The following is an 18,305-nucleotide window of genomic DNA, read 5'->3' as shown; positions in this document are numbered from 1 at the left end:
AAAAGACCCTGGATGCCTGGAACTTAAGAATCAAACTCGCCGCCACACCCGCACACCGCATCCCACATGTTGCCGCCGCACGGCTTAAAGAACTGCGTGCTAAAAGAACCGCCAAACCAGGCGTGCGCATCACCTACCGGGAACAAGGCCCCAACACGCTCTCCATCACCGATGACGCCACCACGATTGCCAACATGCGCGCCGTCTTAGAATCCACCAACACCACCGACCTTCTTAAAGCCGCCAACGACGTCTTCTTCAACCAAGCAAGCGGTACAAAGCCGGCCGTGCGCACCCAAGTCATCATCACATTAAATGAGTTGGACCAAATCATTAACGGCGACGGGGACGAAATCCAGCTCAACCTGACTAACGGCGCGCGCATGACAGGCGCAGAGTTTCTCACCCACAAGTTTGCCGAAATAGGCTACGCCACCCTCGTCCACCCTCTTGACGGGCCCATCAACACCTGGCGGCTAGAACGTGGAGCAAACCTCAACCAACGCCTTAGCCTGCACGCGGAATTCCACACCTGCTCAAGACCAGGCTGCAACAAACCAGCCGATTACTGCCAAGTCCACCACCTCATCCCCTGGCAAGCAGGTGGCTTTACCAACATCAAAAACCTGACCTTCCTGTGTGCCTACCACAACGGTATTAACGACGATGACCCTTCAAGGCCTACCGGACGTGGCTACATGTACCGACTTAACACCGGGGTTAGCTTCATCCCACCCTGGGGTGCACCGATAACCGCAATGCCGGAATACCAAGAAGCACTAGCCAGACTCAACACCGAAAAAGCAGAACAGCCACCAGAGGAACCACCCGACAGCAGTTAACCCCAGCCACCACACACAACAACGACTGAAAGGAAACGGCTTACCACCTGCACCAACACCGCTACCCGCCAACCGAGGGAAGGTTCGCGGGCACACCGGCGATCCTTCAGACAACACCACCCACAAACCACAACAAGGCACGCGGGGATCCCTGACCACGGCTAATGCGCCACAAAATGCAGCGGGGTGTACCGGGACTCTTAAGCCCTTAAAGGAGAAACCCGCCACCCAGATGCAACGGCAGTGACAGTAAGGCCGGGTTTAAGCCCTTAAAGAACGAGACCCGCCAACCGAAAGATTAACGGGATACCCGTGGTGTGTGACAACAAGTCGACCGTGCGATGCCCCACCGCAGCGAAACACTTTCAAGCTAGTTCTCGAAAGCAATCGACCTGAAGCAGGAGCGGCCGAGAGATTTACTGCCTGCTATCCCGGCTATCCACACCGCCTGCGGATGACAAATGCGCGCTCGCGGGCTGTGCAGCCGGCGGATGGATGGGAGGTGCGGCGCTAAAAGTTAGGCATCCACCGGCGGGCCTCCCGGAGTCAGCTCAAGGATGCCCGCACCCACAAGATAGGTTGCTAGATCATTCAAATCAGCTTCCTCCCCGTTGTCGTCATAACCATCCATGACGTACTCAATGACCGCGTCGCCATCCTCGAGAACTTCCGCAATCACGTACTCCTCTGCCTCCCCAAAGGCGGCAATCTGCGAGCCACGGGCCGAAGTAAAGTCCTCAACGGAATCGCTTAGCCCAACGCTTTCTGTATCGCGAATCGCATCCGCGTTCTCTGTGTACTGAGCCACGAACTCCCTGTCCGGGCCATAAATACAAGAGATCGTCGGAACCCACTGCACGTCCAAGCCCAGATAGTCCGACTGCCCAAAGAAAGATGTGTCCTCATAGCACTCGTCCGAAAGCCCAATAAGCGGTTCGGGCACCGGAGCAGATACCTCGGAGGCTCGGATCCTGTCGACATCATCAGCGTCGTATGTACTATTCCAATACGTGTCATCAGAAGCCGCGACGTCTCGTGGTGCTTCGTCGAAGTCAGCTGCGACATCCTTGAAGAAGGAAACCGCAGCAAAGATTGCGACGGCTGCGATAATAGCGAGTACAAGGATTACTGCCAGTACAATCCACAGCACCTTCTTCGAGCTCGACTTCTTTTCCGGCGGCTGCGGCATTGCCGGTCCGCTGGCGTTAGGCCCTTGATTCTGATTGTTAAATCCAGGTGCTGCTTGGTTGTGCGCTGGGTGGCCTTGCTGTGGGTTCTGTCCAAATCCACCGGGCGGTTGTTGCGGGTTAGCGAAAGGGTTCGTCATGCCGATCAATCTAACAGAGAACCACGTCACAATATTGTGAAAAATGCAGGATGCGAGGCCCGTTCCCCGTCATAGCTTTTCGATCTGACGGTGCAGCGCATTAGACTGCCATCCGATGAGTACTTTCGCCGATCTCGGCCTCCCCCGCGATGTTGTCCGTGTTCTAGATAAGCAGGGCATCACGACCCCCTTCCCTATCCAAGAAGCCGCGATCCCCGACACCCTCTCCGGCAAGGACGTCCTCGGCCGCGGCCCCACCGGTTCGGGGAAAACCTTTACGTTCGGTCTTCCTATGTTGTCCCGGCTGGCAAAATCTGGTGTTTCCCGCCCCGCGCACCCACGTGGGCTCGTTCTGGCACCAACACGCGAGTTGGCAACCCAGATCCAGCAGCGCCTGGAAGAACCAGCAGCTGCCCTCGGCCTGCGTGTGCTTGCGGTAGTCGGAGGCGTCAACATCAACAACCACATTCGCTCACTCGCGCGCCCGGTCGACCTGCTCGTTGCTACACCGGGGCGAGCACAGGATCTGATCGACCAGGGCAAGCTTTTCTTCGACCACGTCGCTATCACTGCCCTCGACGAGGCCGACCAGATGGCGGACATGGGGTTTCTCCCCCAAGTGCGCAAACTACTTAAGCTCACCCCACCAGACGGCCAACGCCTACTCTTCTCCGCCACCCTCGACGGTGAAGTCAACAAGCTGGTCCAGCAGTTCATGCACGAGCCCGTAACTCACTCCACCGCGCCTGTCGAGGCCGCCGTGGACACGATGGAACACCACCTGATATATATCGGCACGCGTGAGGCGCGCAACGACGTCGTCCTGCGCCTAGGTGCACGCAAAGGCAAGACCATCATGTTCATGCGCACTAAGCACGGCGTCGACAGGCAAGCCAAAAAGCTCCGCAGAGTCGGTATCAATGCGCTGCCTCTCCACGGCGATAAGGGCCAGGGCTCACGGACAAAGGCTATAGAGGGCTTCGCCGACGGCAGCGTTCCTGTGCTCGTCGCCACCGACATCGCCGCGCGGGGAATCGACATCGCGGACGTTTCCCTCGTCGTCCACGTTGACCCGCCCGCGGAACACAAGGCCTACCTGCACCGTTCCGGCCGCACGGCGCGCGGTGGAGATTCAGGCACCGTTGTCACGCTCGTCACTGATGAACAGCGCGACGAGGTGGCTAAACTCATCGCGAAAGCGGGGGTCAAACACACCGACCTCGACATCAGCGACCGCGCCAACCCTGCCAGCAGTCCTGAGCTTGCCCAGATGACCGGTGCACGCAAGCCAAAGGGCGAACCGCTCGGCCCACCACACCAGCAACCATCTAAGAAGCAGACATCGCGTCAGCGGGCGGGCCTCCAAGGCCAGCGCCACCGTAACTCGCGCCGCCGACGGGGAAACGCAGGTCAACGATGATTCTGCAGACCACAGACTGGCAAGCTCGAATGCGCAAGCATGAGGAATCAGCAGATGAGTTCCTCAAGCGCTTTCGGCACCCTGGTTCCTACCACCCTGTCTACGACTTTCTCTTCGAGTACTACCCTGTTCGCCCTTCGCATCTGCGGCGTTGGCACCCGGGGGTAGGCATCACCCTGGCAGGGGATGCTCCACACAGCGACTGGCGCTACTACCACCGCACTGCTGAGGGAATTGCGGTAGACACCGAGGCCTTCCTCGAGCGCCGCGGCGGTACCGTGCGCTACATCCTTGACCTACTGGAAAAGACTACACGCAACCCCACCCAATTTGATTGTTTTGGGCTGCATGAATGGGCCATGGTCTACCACACTGATGCTCCTCGCCATGACCTGCCGTTGCGGTTAGGGGCGGAGGGGACGAATGAGGTCGTCGACAAGCACCGCATCAAGTGCACCCATTACGATGCCTTCCGTTTCTTTACGGAGCCCGCGCGTCCGCTCAATCTCACGGTGCTGAACCGCGAAGACCAGCCGGAAAACGACCAAGCAGGGTGCGTCCATGTGAGCATGGATCTCTATAAGTGGGCGTGGAAATTGGGGCCTCTGGTGCCGGGTGAGTTGTTTCTTGACACCTTCCGTCTGGCCGTCGCCGCACGCACGCTCGATATGGAGGCCTCTCCCTACGATTGTCGCGAATGGGGTTTTGGTGTCGTTCCTATCGAAACGCCCGAGGGAAAGTCGGAGTACGTGCGACGCCAACGCGCGCTTGCCGACGCCTCCGAGCCACTCCGCGCGCGGCTTGTCTCCCTAATTAGAGCAGCGCTGAGCGCTACAATGAGAGACCATTGATGTGACCCGTCGGGACGCAGTGCGCGGCCCCGAGACCTCAGCGCGGAAGGAAAGAGATGGCCCGGCACTCGGATGGAAAAAATAACTACGCATTTGCACCGTGGGTCATCATCGTGGCCGTCCTGGCGGTGTTGGCGCTGGCCATCGGCGGTTTCTTCCTTTTCCGAGAGGGAGATTCCTCAAAATCTGAAACAGAGGCTGCGGACACAACCGCTGCGACTTCCACTGAGGAAGCCCCCACCAGCACTGCGGCCAAGACTCCGGAATCCGCCACGTCTTCGGAATCAGAGCAGCCTTCTTCGGCCGCGCCCAGCTCGGAAGACAAGGCCCCTGAAGATGTCGCGCCAAATACGCTGTTCCTGCTCGATACATCCGACAGCCTTGCGCCGTACTTCGATGCTGTCACTCAGGGCGTGGCGGAGGCGGCAACGGCGGTCGGCGCGAAGGGAAGCCAAGTGGCTCTCTGGAACTATTCCTCCCCCATTTCCGCAACAGCCATCGTGGGCTTCCGTCAAAATGTTGCTTACGGCGACGCCGAGAACGTCGCCTTTGCCGTGGGGCAGTTCGGCACCGGCGGTGTACCACAAACACGCAGCGCCGTCGTTGCGGCACTCGATAACGCCACGGATCAAACAGCTGGTAGTGGCGAAAACACTCGCGTCGTGCTGATTACCACTGGGACCCAACAGGATATGGATGACGCAAGCTTTGCGGAGGCAGCCAAGAACGCTCGCGGTGAAGGCGTTAGTTTGAGTGTGGTCCATATCGGTGATGGCGAAAAGGACACAGAGTTGGAAAAACTCGCAGACGATTATTCCACTGTCTCGAATCCTTCCAATGCACAAGAAAGCATCGCGAGCGCCGCTGGGGCGTAATAATTTAGGTACGCACCTGGAGGATGCGCGGCCTTGCTTGAAGCGACGGTGTGCGGGCACGTAAAACCGTCATGTGGGTGCAGGGCTGCAGAGAAGAAAAGCCGCCGCATCCTCAACAGCACTGACGTGAGCTGCAGTGCGCAGGAGGAGGAGCGGCGGCGGCTTCCTGTGGTAGGCGTTTTAGGAGGTCTTGCGCTTGCGGCGAGCGGCCAGCTCGTCGAGGCCAATGACAACGTCGATGTCTTCTTCCTCTACAACACGCTCGGCTGGGAAGGAAGTAATGGTACCAGAGAGTTCCTTGAGAATACCCGGCACAGCGATGCCGAACACGCCTTGGCCGCCGGCCAGCAGGTCGATAACTTCGTCGTTAGACCGGCACTCGTAGACCGTGGTGCCGTCCGACACCAAGGTGAGCTCAGCAAGATCGTTGACGCCGCGGTCGCGCAAAGACTCCACGGCGAGGCGGATGTTCTGGAGGGAGATTCCGGTATCCAGAAGGCGCTTGACAATCTTCAGGACCAGCACGTCTTTAAAGGAGTACAAGCGCTGGGAACCGGAACCGCGGGCAGTACGGATCGAGGGCTTAACCAAGTCGGTGCGCGCCCAGTAGTCCAGCTGGCGATAGGTGATTCCAGCTACCTGACACGCGATGGGAACGCGGTAGCCCAGCTCCTCATCAGGCCCTACATCGAAGAGAGATTCCTGAACGTAGGTGTTGGCGGCAATCTCGTCGAGCGGCAGGGCGCTGGACTCAGTACGATTATTCTTACTGCTCACGTAATTACTCCAGTGATACTTGAGGGGAGTTCTATTTTTCTATTAAAGGACACGTCAGCGACGGCGTCAAGGGTCGTCATCGGTGAACCTCTAGTAGAACTTTAGACTTTTTGATTCACTTTGTCATCATTAGTCACACGCGTGTCATTAAAAATTTTCACTGACAGCACGAGAAAAGCGGCGCCCGCAAAGGCGCCGCTCTGTCCATCAAAGATCGGTTTAGAACATATGTCCGCTATTGAACTACGCGGAACCTAGGCTCCTCGCAGTGAAGGGGCTAGTCCTCCTCTTCCTCTCCTCCGAGCAAGTCCTCCTCCGATATGCCAGAATCACGCATCATCTGTTCGAAGCCATCATCTTCCTGCGTTTTCTGCTGAGCAGCTCGCTCTTGAAAGTCGCGCATGCGCTTCTCTGGAAAGGTTTCCGGGGATTCCGCCTCGCGCTCTAGGTCGTAATACTCTTTAAGGTCCTCGTCGCTAATGTAGATGGCCACCTCGTCGAGCACATCCTTTTCAAAATGGATGGGTAGCCCATAGTGGTCTGCCAGGACGAGTGCATCGGACATACGGGCATCATGCTCTTCGCCGGTTCCGTCCACAAGATCAACCATGAAAACGCCTTTGCGGTACTCGGAGACGCAGATGTGCTCGATGCCATCGAGCTGGTCCGCGAAGGCGATGAGCAGCTCGTAGGTACTTGGCCGCGCGTTGAAATGGCGCTCGAGGACTTGCAGCACGCGCGCCCCATCAATCGGTGAGACCCACACTGGCACGTGCCGGTCCGTCTCTTCCCAGTAGAAAAGAGCGCACAGATTGTTTTCGGGTCCGACGGGATGGATTCCTAAAAATTTCAGTACTTCAGTAGTCATGGGACCCACTTTTACACACTTTTCTTGCACATGGTTCTCGGGCCAGCTAGGCAGCGTAAAGATACTCGGAGTGGCACGAGAAGGCGACACGAAGCCTGGGTTAGGCCACATTCCATCGCGAGCCAGGCATCAGGTTTTAAGGCCGGAATTCGTCGCGAAGCTCGGTCTTGACCAACGTCCCGTGGAGCGATAAAACCAGGGCCGCCATCTGCTGTGACAGCTCCTCCGCCTGTTGCGGGGCGGTATCAGACTTCGAATGCGCGACCGGCGTTGCCACCTGCGAAATCATGTCCGCCTGGCGTCGGGCAGCATTGCGCAGCGATTTCAACTGCCGAGCCTCGAGCCCAAAGGACTCCAGCGCCACGGCCGCGGAGACAATGGACACGTCATCCGTGTCGAAGAAGCCCGCCGGATCCGGCTTGATCAGGCCCACCGAGACCAGTTTCGCGATGTTTTCCTGCGTTGTTCCGGCTTGGTCGGCCACGTCGGCGTCGGTAAGCCGGGTAACTACCGGCGCACGTAGCTGCTCAGCGCTGATAAGGGCCTCAGCCTGGGAGGAGACAATAGCGGTCACCTGCCCCGAGTCCATCGCATCCAGTTGTTCCCGAATGACCTTGAGCGGCGTGTAGTGATCACGCTGCGCAGTCAGAATGTAGCGCAGGCGGTCCAAGTCTTTTTGGTAATAGCGACGGTAGCCCTTTGCGGTGCGCTCCGGAGTAATCAGCCCCTCAGACTCCAAGAAGCGAATCTTCGACACCGTCACGTCCGGAAATTGCTTCTGAACGTGCTTCAGCGTTACGCCAATAGACATGGGCTTCTGCTTAGCAGGCTTGGTCTTCTTGGCCACGGAAGACGCTGCTGCGGCAGCGGCGGTGGACTTCTGCGCACTCACGATAGGACTACTACTGCTTTCTACACGGTTTCACTTGGACACAGCGGGAACGTGGGCAGGGTGCGAGATAAACCTACTCCCCCTCGCACCCGTTAGTTCCTGCTAACTAGAACTGCTTTTATTTAGGGGCAATAAAAACCAGGCGGAACTTACCGATCTGGATTTCATCGCCTACTTCCAGCACCTGCGCATTGCGTGGCTCACGGTTGACGTAAGTGCCGTTGAGCGATCCGACATCGACAACCTCAAATTGGCCGTCTTTGGAGCGGAACTCGGCATGGCGGCGGGACACCGTGACATCATCAAGGAAGATGTCTGCTTCTGGGTGGCGTCCGGCGGTAGTGGTCGGCTGATCCAGCAGGAAGCGTGCGCCAGCGTTGGGACCGCGCTTTACGACGAGCAGCGCCTGGCCCTCTGCCAGGTTCTCAGCGCCGGCAACGGAGGCGTCAGAACCCGCCGCGGTGCCGTTTTCCATCTCCTTGAGAAGATCAGCGCGGAAGACAGAAGTAGTCTCTGCCTGCGGTTCCGGCGTTCCGGTATTCTCGCTCATTTTTACCTCCGAAGGGTCGGATCGATGTTGACTCATTCCATATTAGCGACTCCGCTGTCCGCGCGAGTCACCTCTGGCGCATTTACATTAGCGGAAAATGTTTCCTATGCCCTTGAGCACGGAATTTCCGCCCCCAGATAGTGGGTTATCAGAGACCATATAAGTCCATGTGGCGCTCGGTCGAGACAGCCCATGATCCTCGAGGTGGGCACCCTCAGAATCAATAAGCACAGTCTTAAAAGTATCAAGAGCGTCATCAACTGCCCGCTGCGCCAAGTCCTTAAATTCACGCACCGCGATGCGGTGGTATTCGTCGATGGGCGTCTCGCGGGCGATGGCGCGCAAGTGGATGGATTCACGAACGTCATCCATCAGCTCTAGGTGGTCGGCCCACGCCAAATCTAGGTGGTACAGCATAATCTCGCGGGCAGCCCGCTCACGAGCTTCCGCGGGGACGTCGCCAAGCTCGGCTGCGCGTTCGGGCGCCCGTTCAGCCAACTCCTGCCAGGCTTGATCAGTGTCGAGCAACTTGGCACGGCGCTCATCGATAATGATGCGTTGGTCCGCGAGTAGCTGGTTGTACTTCCAGGTTTGCGCGTGAATCTCCAGCAGTTGCCCTTCCGTCACGCGTTGGCAGTGTGCAATGAAGTCCCGGACGCGCTTGGAATCGATGAGCCCATCGGCATCGGGGCGCGCGGACAAGGATTCATCTTCCCCGCCCTGTTTGACCACGTCATCCTCCAAGGAAACGAAAAAGAGCGACATGCCCGGATCTCCTTGGCGGCCTGCACGCCCGCGCAACTGGTTATCCAAACGGGAGGAGCGGTGCCGCGAGGTGCCGAGCACTGCCAAACCGCCCTTTTCAACAACGGCTTCACGGTCAGACTCATCCGCGCCGCCCAGCTTGATATCGGTGCCGCGGCCCGCCATCTGGGTAGACACAGTCACTCGCCCCACGTCGCCTGCTTCCGCAACGATGCGCGCCTCGTCCTCATCATTTTTTGCGTTGAGGACGTTGACCGTAATCCCCTGTTCACGTAGGGCTTCGGCGAGGTCTTCTGATTCAGCAACATCGTGGGTACCCACGAGTACCGGCTGGCCAGTGCTATTGATTGCCACGATTTCATTGACGATGGCACGGGATTTTTCATCCACGGAGGCATAAATGCGGTCAGGTTCGTCGAAGCGCTGCAGTTCCTTGTTGCGGTCGATGACCGAGACGTGCAGGTCATAGAACTGACGCAGTTGGTCTGTTGCCTCCACTGCGGTTCCGGTCATGCCGCACACTAGCGGATAGCGCCGCATGAGCTCCTGGAGCGTAATGGTGTCGAGGATGCGCCCTCCTTCTGACACCTCTAGGCCTTCCTTGGCCTCCACCGCGGCCTGGAGGCCATCCGGCCAGCGCTGCAGTTCCGCTACGCGGCCGCGGGAGGCGTCGATAAGCTGCAATTTTCCGTCCGTGATGATGTAGTGAATATCGCGGATAAGCAGTGCCTTAGCGTGCAGCGCTAAGTTAACTTTGACCAGCACGGAGCCGATGTTCTCCTCCGAGTAGAGCGAGTCGAGTCCCAATTCGTGCTCCACACGTGCCGCGCCCTCCTCGGTGAGCGCTACCGTGCGCCCATCCTCCGCAATAACGTAGTCCTGCTCCTCTCGCAGCCGGGAAACCACGTTGGTGATGTGGCCCGTAGATTCCTCACCGGGGCGATTTCCGGCGAGGACGAGGGGGACGAGGGCTTCGTCGACAAGCACAGAATCCGCTTCATCCACCAACGCCACATCCGCGCGCGCTTGCACCGTTTGCTCGCGGGACGTGATCTGGTTATCCCGTAGCACATCGAAACCGAGCTCATTGACTGGTGCATAGATGATGTCGGATAAGTAAGCCGCGCGGCGTTCTTCCGGGCCGAGCTTCTCCGTTACCGGGGCCACCGTGAGTCCAAAGAACTCCACGAGCGGGCGCATCCATTCAGCGTCGCGCGCTGCTAGATAATTGTTCACTGTCACCAGGTGCACGCGCTTGCCGGTCAGCGCAAAACCCGTCGCGGCCATGGCTCCCACCAGCGTCTTTCCCTCACCAGTGGCCATCTGGATAACGTCGCCTTCAAGAAGACGCAGCACAGCTTGGGACTGGACAGTAAAGGGACGCATGCCAAGCTTGCGTTCGCTGGCCACGGCTAGGGCTGCGAGGAAGCGGGACTTATCCGCGATCTTGCCGTCCTTCACGCACTCCCGTGCGGTGGCGGCAACCTCTGCATCCGACAGGTTCGCGATATCCTCTACCGCGGAATCTGCGGCCGTCACAACGGCTTTCGACTTCTTGTTGTTGCGTTCGGACTGCGCGCCCATTGCCTTCCAGAACCAATCGAATGCGCCCATGAGCACTCCTCCATCCTTGTGCGTCATACAGGTCTTCTATCGACTCTAGTCAACCCCGGTTCGCAGGCGTGCGTTCGCCCTTATATCCTTATGGTCATGCAATCCGTGAACGTGTCGCTCCCCTCCAGCACCGGTACCACGATGGCCGGAACCATCGACTTCCCTGACTCCCCTCCGCAAGCCTTCGCCATCTTCGCGCACTGCTTTGCCGGCTCGCGCCATACCCCGGGCGCTGCCCGTGTGAGCAAACAGCTGACTAACTTTGGCATCGCTACCCTGCGCTTTGATTTTCCTGGCCTAGGCCAATCCGAAGGAAATTTTGCGGACACATGTTTCAGCCAGAATGTTGCCGATATCCAGGCCGCCGCTGACTGGCTAGCACAGAACTATTCCGCACCGCAGCTACTCATGGGCCATTCACTGGGCGGGGCTGCCGCTCTGGCCGCGGCCAACAACATTCGCTCCCTCAAGGCCGTGGCCACCATCGGCGCCCCCTTCGATCCTGCACACTCCGTGCTGCACTACGCCGACAAGATCGGCGAGGTCGACGCCAACGGTGAAGTCGAGGTCACCCTTGGAGGCCGGGCACTGACCATTTCGCGCCTCTTCCTCGAAGACCTTGCTGAGACCAACCCGGAGGACTATCTTCCGCGCCTGCGCAAGCCCCTCATGGTGCTACATTCCCCCATTGATCAAACGGTGGGCATTGATAACGCGCAAAATATTTTCCGGACCACGCGCTATCCCAAGTCCCTCGTCGCCTTGGATAAGGCCGATCACCTGGTGACTAAGCAGGGCGCGGCAGCCCGTGCCGCCGACCTCATCGGGGCGTGGGCGGAGCAGTTCATTGTTCCGGAGAACATTCCCACCCCAGTTGCTGAGGACTCAGCGCTTGCAATCCCGGCAGTTGGAACCAGGATGGGCGTCGTCGTGCGCCACAATGACCGATCGGTGAGCGCTGACCGCACGAAAAAGAACGGCGGCAAAGGCCAAGGTTTCACCGCGGAAGGCCTTCTTATGTCCGCTGTGGCTACGGCAAGCACTCAGGCCATCAAAGAAGCGGGCAAGGCGCAGAAAATGGACGCGAAGGTGCTCGAAGCGGTATCTGTCAGGGTTAGCCAAGAATCCGAATCTCGTTTCACACGTATGGTGACGCTTCCTGGCTCTCTGAGTGCCGATCAACAACGCGCGCTTGCCGACGCCGCCGCTTCCACCACCATCGACTCCCTCCTCGCTGTGGACATCGCCACCGCCGTGGCAACCACTGCAGAATAAGCCGCCCATGGTTGTTCTTAACCCACTTGATCCTGGCGCCCGCTGCCCCTGCGGTACCGGCCTAAGCTTCGGCGAGTGCTGCTCGCGCTACCATACCGGCACACCCGCCCCCTCAGCGGAGGCCCTGATGCGCTCGCGTTTCAGCGCTTTCGTCACCGGCGACGAGGATTATTTGCTGCGCACCTGGGACCCCGAAACCCGCCCGGAGCGCCTCGACCTCGCCGAAACCGGCATTCGCTTTTATCGCCTCGACATTATCGACACCGTCGCGGGCGGCCCCTTGGACCAGACCGGCATCGTTGAATTCGAGGCTTTCTATAAGGGAGCTGCCAAGGGCTCTCAACGGGAGCGCTCCTCTTTTCGCCGCCAAGGCGGGCAGTGGGTCTATTCCACCGGAGAGTTTTAGAGCCTTTAAAACAGAGGTTGAGCTGGGATTTGTCGAAGCGAATACCGCTGGTGTAATCTGTAGCAGTTGCACGAAATAGTGCGACGGCGGACTATGGCGCAGTTTGGTAGCGCACTACACTGGGGGTGTAGGGGTCGCAGGTTCAAATCCTGTTAGTCCGACAGTATTATGGCTGGTCAGAGCGATTCTGGCCAGCCTTTTCTCACGTTTTCCTTTCCCATCCTGAGGTGGACTAGCCGGCTAGTCCACCGTAACTCAGAACTTCAAAGTGCCTAATGTGTCGTCGCCAAGCAGCGCTGCCCCTATGTTTCTCCCCCTCATGGGCTAAAGAGCGTTTCTAACTAGGGCTATAACCTGGGTTGAGGCACTATTACAATTCATGGAATTGTTGTTGACCTACCTCGCTGTGGTGTTTGGTTGCGGCCTCATCGCGTGGGCAGTGCGCCTGCCTCCACTTATTGGATTTCTCGCCGCTGGCTTTGCGCTCAACGCCGGCGGAGTCGAGCATGTCGAAGCATTAAATCTATTCGCGGACATTGGCGTTACTCTCATGCTTTTCGCAATCGGGTTACGCCTCGATCTCAGGGCCTTAACTGATAAAGCTGTGTGGCTGACAGCCAGCGCACATGTACTCGTGATGACTCTGCTCGGAGCGGGCTTCATTACAGCACTCGGGGCTCTTGGTGTATTTGGACCTACGAGCTTTTCGGTAGCTGTCAACATCGCCCTGGTACTGAGCTTCTCAAGCACCATCGTGGTCTTAAAAATCCTGCAGGACCGCGGCGATGAACAAGCCCTGTACGGAAATATCTGTATTGGCGTACTCATTATGCAGGACATCATCGCTGTTGCCTTCATGAGCATTCTCCGCGGGGAGCCGCCCAGCTTGACTGCCCTCTTGCTTGTACTCATCGTGCCGCTACTGGCATTGACAACGCGCCGCTGGTACAAGCTCGGCCACGGTGAGCTGGGCGCACTATTCGGCATCGTGATGGCCCTTCTGCCTGGTTATGCTCTTTTCGAATGGGTCGGACTCTCGGGCAGTCTGGGTGCTCTCATCATGGGCGTGGTTCTCTCTCGCTCCCCTGGGGCGGAACAACTCAGCCATTCACTGTTCACACTCAAAGAATTGCTGCTGGTTGGCTTCTTCGTCAACATCGGCTTCCTGGGCCTCCCGACGTGGCAGCACCTCCTTGACGCCAGCCTGCTCCTAATGCTTTTGCCTGTCCAGGGAATCGCCTACTGGGCCATCCTGTGGACACTAGGGCTGCGCAACCGTACTTCCGTCCTCGCGTCTTTGCTCCTGGCCAATTATTCCGAATTCGCGTTAATCATTGCTGCCCTCGGGGTGGAAGACGGCTGGCTGAATCAGCGCTGGCTACTTTCATTGGTTCTCGCAGTGTCCTTGAGCTTCGTCATCTCCGCCATTTTCAACCCACAGAGCGTCTCGCGGGCCACGCACGTGGCCAAACGCTTACCTACGCGCCCACCGCACAAGATTCACCCGGAAGATCGTCCGATCGAGCTGGGGGATGCCCATGCTTTGGTCCTTGGGGTCGGCCGCCTAGGACTTTCCTGTTACAAGGAGCTCACAGAGGTCTATGGCGCGAAAGTCTTAGGCGTGGAGCATGATCCAGCCCGGGTGCGCCACCTCCAAGAGCGCGGCTTCAATGTCGTGGAAGGCGATGCCACCGATGTCGACTTCTGGGAGCGTGTCAAGGACAGTCACCACATTGACATGATCATGCTTGCTATGCCCGCCCAGCACGCGAACGTCGACGCAGTCAAGGAGATCTTCGCCTCCGATATCAACCCCGAGGAATGCACCATTAGCTCGGTGGCAATGTACCGCGAGGACGTAGAAGACCTCGAGGAACTCGGGCTTAACGTCGTGGTGCATCTGCAGGACGGTGCAGGCGAATCACTGGCCGAACGGACCTTCACCGAAAACCAGATGCGGCGCCTGCGCCTGGCTGGTGAGCTCTAGGTCTACGACGGCATCGGAGCGGCGCCTTCCCACCCCGGCGGGCTTTCTCCTCCACGAGCTACACAAATGCACCTAGAAAATACGCATATCTCACCCGCCACAAAGTAACTTCACACGGAAGAACTAAGAAGAAAAATCTCCGCTTCCCCTTAAGGAAGTGGAGATTAGCCGTGATAACTGTTGCGGCCAACTAGGCACGCCGCACCGTCACGAGAGCGAAACTAGTTTGCCATACCGCTAAGGCTTCGCATGATGCCGCCAAATTCGATATCCATATACTGACTGAGGACTTCAAAAATGAAGTCCGAGTCATAACCACGCAATGGCCCCTTTGTGCTCAACATGGAAAGACCATGAGCACCCGCCCATACCGAAATAACTAGGGTGAAAAGCACCCACGGGGTGCGTGGTCCATCAACCTCATCGATAACCTCGCGCACAAGAGACATAATGAAGCCAAAAGCTCGTCCAAACTCGCTAAAGTCGCGCTCGAGCTCGACCGCTTTGTTTGCATTCGGGAGGAAATTATCTTCGAATGACATGGGGACGATTGGCCCAGATGCAATCTTGATCAGCGTCTCGAAACCTTGTGGGTCATACAGGGCATGTGAGACATACCCATAACCTGTGGCCTTAATCTTGGATACGGCACTAGCATTTTCAGGCAATGCAGCCACCTGACGGTAAATGAACTCATAGTTGATCTTGTCCAGATAGCGCTCAAGGTAGTTAGTTAGTTCCTTATCACTTTCAATCAGGTGTTCAGCCTCTTGAACGCTGAGGCCTGCTCGATTCGCAGCTCCGCCGATGTACAGTCCGGTTACACCACGATCAAGAATCTCCTCAACAGCACCCCGAAGTAGCGCTGAACGCTGCTCTTCTTCTGTCGTGCGTGGAAGATCCTTAGCCTTTGTCAAAAGCGCTTCCGGCTGCTCCCCCACCAATCCATAAGGAATGGTGCGTTCAATTCGCTCACCCCTAAAAAATGGGTAAAGACCAACGCTGAGAGTATCCATAACAGCACTAAACGTCTGCTTCTTGGCTGCTGGCGAAAGGTAACGCAAGATTCCTTCAGCAGCGAGCTGCGTTACGCCGTGCAAATGCGAGAAGATAGACAACGCTGAAAGCAGAGTCCCCTTTGCATCGACCTCTCGGCCGCCAGATTCCCTTATAGCGTCTTCAGTCAGCTCAAAAAGCATCCGCATTATAGGGCACGTCTCGGCGCGCCCGCCTCGGTCACCAAAATCTTCCGCCTTCAGCCCCACCTGCGGCGTTGCGTGGACCGCAGTAAATGCTGCGAAGGCGGAAGGATCCTCAACCGCAAAAGAGAAATACGACAGAGCTGTGGCCCGGAGCTTGTCCACTGCAGTTGCGTTTTCAGGTAAGCGTTCTAGATGTAAATCAACTACTGAGGTCAATGCTTCATTGAGCGAATGCTTAGTAGCTTCAACAAGCTCAGCCTCAGATGCAAACAGTGCCCGTGCTTCCCCAAAAGGCACATCGACTTGATCTGCAACCTCCCGCAGGCGGACTTCATCAATACCCGCCTTGGCAATGACCCGGCCGGCTTGCTCAATAAGTAGCTGCCGAGAGGGGCGGTTACCGTGTTCCACATCTACTGAAGTAATCACGGTCATTAGCCTACCCAGGAATAGGTCAATTTTAATTCCATAAACGCAAGATAGGAAACTTTATAGAATATTCTCAGTTTTCTTCCTGGCCGCATCAGTCCGCAACTGAACCAAAACAGGTTGAACTATACATTAGTGTAAAACTTATACAGTCCTGCCCACTTTGTGGACAGGACTTTTTAGACTACTGGGCATGCCCTAGTCGCCCAAGGCTACCATGCCGGAGAGGCGGCTAGTCTTTACTTCTGCTCATCGCCCTCGGGAGCCTCAGCACCCTGGTTGCCGATACGTTCATCAAGCTGGTCACGCACAGAGTCAATCTTATCTGCTTTGTCCTCGCCCAGCTTTCCCTTAGCCAAGTCTGCACCCTTGTCCAGTGCGCTATCCGAAATCTGCTCACCCTTATCGGTGTTCAGCGCATCCTTTGCCTTGTCAAAAATACCCATTTCTACAGTCCTTCCTTTGCTTTACTGTTTCTAACAGTGCTGGCTTCCAACACCCGAAGGCACCTACACCAGAGCCGTGTTCACTATTGCGTGAAGCCTCCTTAGACTCCCCACGCAACGAACAGATGCTCTACGGTCGCTGCCTTCGGCGTGCGCGCCAACACACCCCCACCGTACCGACGCCCTGAGTTCTTCGCCACAGCGTTTATAAATTAACGCTGTCAACAGCGCATGGCAGTTTTGGAAAACTAGATTCTAAGAGTTTTAAGTATCTCTATAATGCCCCACCCCCACCATCTACCCCTTTTCGTTCAACAACTTGGTACGTGCCATCACCCTCTCATTTGTGAACGCCTGTACTCTAAGACACAATCCTTTTGTGCTCTTTTCCCTCTTTGCCGCGGGAAACGAGTAAAGGGCCCGATGTTCAACGCCCCCCCTTGGTCCTTAATCTCTATAACCAACACACTAATCGCCACGATGCCTTCGTCTCATTCCTCGCCTGATTTCCTTCCTGCCACGCGCCCTCGTGTCACCACACCATCCCCCGTTGAGCGCGCTTCCACCGATGTGGGGTCGGTTTTTGGGCTTGTATGGCCGGGCAAGGAACAAGCTGCTGCGCTGGCCAAAGAAGAATCTGTGAGCAAGCGAAAGCTCATCAGCGGCCGGGGTTCTTCCCCCAACAGTGTTAGCGTGGCAGATAATCTAGCTGCACTGAATGACTTTATTGAGCGGGGTATGCGCGCGGACATCATCTACATCGATCCGCCGTACAACACTGGTAAAGACTTTGTCTATCGTGACAACTTCCGACAGCGCCGCGATATGCGCTCAGAGCATTTTGGGCAGTGGCATGCAGAATGGCTTTCCATGATGCTGCCGCGCTTAATCCTGGCGCGTGAGGCGCTTGCTGACGCAGGCTTCATCCTCGTGTCAATCGGCGAATCAGAATCGGCCCATCTACGCCTCCTTCTGAATGAAGTTTTTGGTGAAGATTGCTTTGCTGGCCAACTCATTTGGAAGAAGGGCGGGACTGGCAAGAATGACTCGAAGTATGCCGTACTAGAACATGAATACATCTTGTGTTACGCCAAGTCCCCAGCAAATCCTGGGTTCAATGTGGATGTAGAGGCGCAGACCTCGACCCGCTACAACCACAGTGACGAGAAGGGCAACTACTCCTTAGTCCGATTGGACTCTAAAACTTTGGGCTACCTACCCAGTCTGGACTTCCCCATCGTCGCCCCCGACGGCCGCGAGTACTGGCCCCATCAACCAGAAGGAAAATCAAAGGTAGCTCGCTGGCGATGGGGCAAGGACAAGGTTGCTGAACACTACGAAGAATTGGTGTTCAGGCGTGGTTTTGTCTACACCAAAAACTATGAAAAGAAGGGTGCACGACCTCGTTCCATCCTGGATGGGCAGCGATTCGGAGTCACACGCACAGGCCGTCGCGATGCCGAAGAAGCTCTCGGCATCACAGGTGTCTTCGACTTCCCTAAACCCGTACGGCTTCTCAAGCACCTCATTGCCATCGCCGGTGGGCCAGACGCGGTAGTCCTTGATTTTTTCGCTGGCTCGGGGACAACCGCTCAAGCCGTCGTCGAGCTCAACCGCGAGGACGGTGGCCATCGCTCTTTCCATTTGGTGCAGATTCCCGCCCCCACAGAGGCCTCCAGTGCGGCGCGCCAAGCAGGCTTCGACACGGTTGCAGATATCTGTCTCGCACGAGTTCGCTCACTCGATGTGCCCTTTGACCACTTCACCCTGGACTAGCAA

At 57.2% G+C, this 18,305-nt stretch carries 16 protein-coding genes and 1 tRNA gene; 9 read left to right on the top strand and 8 right to left on the bottom strand.

What is annotated here, in order from left to right; all coding sequences use genetic code 11:
* Positions 1–842: HNH endonuclease signature motif containing protein (locus QP363_RS10405; protein ID WP_284764498.1), on the top strand; the 842-nt coding region annotated here is incomplete at its 5' end.
* 517 nt (positions 843–1,359) lie between these two features.
* Here the strand turns inward: QP363_RS10405 and QP363_RS10400 are convergent.
* Positions 1,360–2,169, bottom strand: a complete 810-nt coding sequence (locus QP363_RS10400; protein WP_253287306.1) for a hypothetical protein — start codon at positions 2,167–2,169, stop codon at positions 1,360–1,362.
* 115 nt (positions 2,170–2,284) lie between these two features.
* On the opposite strand from QP363_RS10400, the gene QP363_RS10395 reads away from it, so the two are divergent.
* From QP363_RS10395 to QP363_RS10385, 3 genes are read left to right on the top strand one after another with little or no spacing between them, the layout of a single operon-like run.
* On the top strand, positions 2,285–3,589 hold the full coding sequence (locus QP363_RS10395) for a DEAD/DEAH box helicase (protein WP_284764497.1): 1,305 nt from the start codon (positions 2,285–2,287) through the stop codon (positions 3,587–3,589).
* Positions 3,586–4,440 (top strand): 3-methyladenine DNA glycosylase, encoded by an 855-nt coding sequence (locus QP363_RS10390; protein ID WP_284764496.1) that lies wholly within the window; start codon positions 3,586–3,588, stop codon positions 4,438–4,440. Before QP363_RS10395 ends, QP363_RS10390 begins: the two co-directional genes overlap by 4 nt.
* 56 nt (positions 4,441–4,496) lie before the next feature.
* Positions 4,497–5,315: a vWA domain-containing protein gene (locus tag QP363_RS10385; protein ID WP_070445153.1), complete on the top strand. Its 819-nt coding sequence runs from the start codon at positions 4,497–4,499 to the stop codon at positions 5,313–5,315.
* 180 nt (positions 5,316–5,495) lie between these two features.
* Here QP363_RS10385 and QP363_RS10380 read toward each other — a convergent pair whose 3' ends face one another.
* From QP363_RS10380 to secA2, 5 genes are all read right to left on the bottom strand, one after another.
* Positions 5,496–6,041: a MerR family transcriptional regulator gene (locus QP363_RS10380; protein WP_201829573.1), complete on the bottom strand. Its 546-nt coding sequence runs from the start codon at positions 6,039–6,041 to the stop codon at positions 5,496–5,498.
* Between the two features lie 328 nt (positions 6,042–6,369).
* Positions 6,370–6,960 (bottom strand): bifunctional nuclease family protein, encoded by a 591-nt coding sequence (locus QP363_RS10375; RefSeq protein ID WP_284764494.1) that lies wholly within the window; start codon positions 6,958–6,960, stop codon positions 6,370–6,372.
* A 136-nt stretch (positions 6,961–7,096) separates the two neighbouring features.
* Positions 7,097–7,852: a MerR family transcriptional regulator gene (locus QP363_RS10370; protein ID WP_010186535.1), complete on the bottom strand. Its 756-nt coding sequence runs from the start codon at positions 7,850–7,852 to the stop codon at positions 7,097–7,099.
* A gap of 118 nt (positions 7,853–7,970) precedes the next feature.
* Positions 7,971–8,402 (bottom strand): oxoglutarate dehydrogenase inhibitor Odhl, encoded by a 432-nt coding sequence (odhI, locus tag QP363_RS10365; RefSeq protein WP_284764491.1) that lies wholly within the window; start codon positions 8,400–8,402, stop codon positions 7,971–7,973.
* An 87-nt stretch (positions 8,403–8,489) separates the two neighbouring features.
* Positions 8,490–10,781, bottom strand: coding sequence for an accessory Sec system translocase SecA2 (gene secA2, locus QP363_RS10360; RefSeq protein ID WP_201829571.1), 2,292 nt, complete (start codon positions 10,779–10,781; stop codon positions 8,490–8,492).
* 96 nt (positions 10,782–10,877) lie between these two features.
* Here secA2 and QP363_RS10355 point away from each other — a divergent pair, with 96 nt between their 5' ends.
* The 4 genes from QP363_RS10355 (at position 10,878) to QP363_RS10340 (ending at position 14,449) form a co-directional block, all read left to right on the top strand.
* Positions 10,878–12,056, top strand: coding sequence for an alpha/beta fold hydrolase (locus tag QP363_RS10355; RefSeq protein ID WP_201828175.1), 1,179 nt, complete (start codon positions 10,878–10,880; stop codon positions 12,054–12,056).
* 7 nt (positions 12,057–12,063) lie between these two features.
* Entirely contained in the window at positions 12,064–12,462 is a 399-nt protein-coding gene (locus QP363_RS10350) for a YchJ family protein (protein ID WP_070730043.1), read from the top strand.
* An 87-nt stretch (positions 12,463–12,549) separates the two neighbouring features.
* A tRNA-Pro gene (locus QP363_RS10345) sits at positions 12,550–12,623 on the top strand.
* Between the two features lie 218 nt (positions 12,624–12,841).
* Positions 12,842–14,449, top strand: a complete 1,608-nt coding sequence (locus QP363_RS10340) for a cation:proton antiporter family protein (protein ID WP_070445130.1) — start codon at positions 12,842–12,844, stop codon at positions 14,447–14,449.
* A gap of 221 nt (positions 14,450–14,670) precedes the next feature.
* On the opposite strand, the gene QP363_RS10335 is transcribed toward QP363_RS10340, so the two are convergent.
* Positions 14,671–16,086, bottom strand: a complete 1,416-nt coding sequence (locus tag QP363_RS10335; RefSeq protein ID WP_284764487.1) for a WHG domain-containing protein — start codon at positions 16,084–16,086, stop codon at positions 14,671–14,673.
* A 233-nt stretch (positions 16,087–16,319) separates the two neighbouring features.
* Complete coding sequence (locus tag QP363_RS10330; protein WP_070445127.1) at positions 16,320–16,526, bottom strand: antitoxin; 207 nt, start codon at positions 16,524–16,526, stop codon at positions 16,320–16,322.
* 423 nt (positions 16,527–16,949) lie between these two features.
* On the opposite strand from QP363_RS10330, the gene QP363_RS10325 reads away from it, so the two are divergent.
* On the top strand, positions 16,950–18,302 hold the full coding sequence (locus tag QP363_RS10325) for a site-specific DNA-methyltransferase (protein ID WP_284764483.1): 1,353 nt from the start codon (positions 16,950–16,952) through the stop codon (positions 18,300–18,302).
* Positions 18,303–18,305 lie beyond the last annotated feature (3 nt).

The sequence above is a fragment of the Corynebacterium sp. UMB6689 genome (assembly GCF_030215295.1).
In the GTDB taxonomy this organism is placed as follows: Bacteria; Actinomycetota; Actinomycetes; order Mycobacteriales; family Mycobacteriaceae; genus Corynebacterium; species Corynebacterium aurimucosum.
This window is presented reverse-complemented; position numbering and strand designations above follow the sequence as displayed.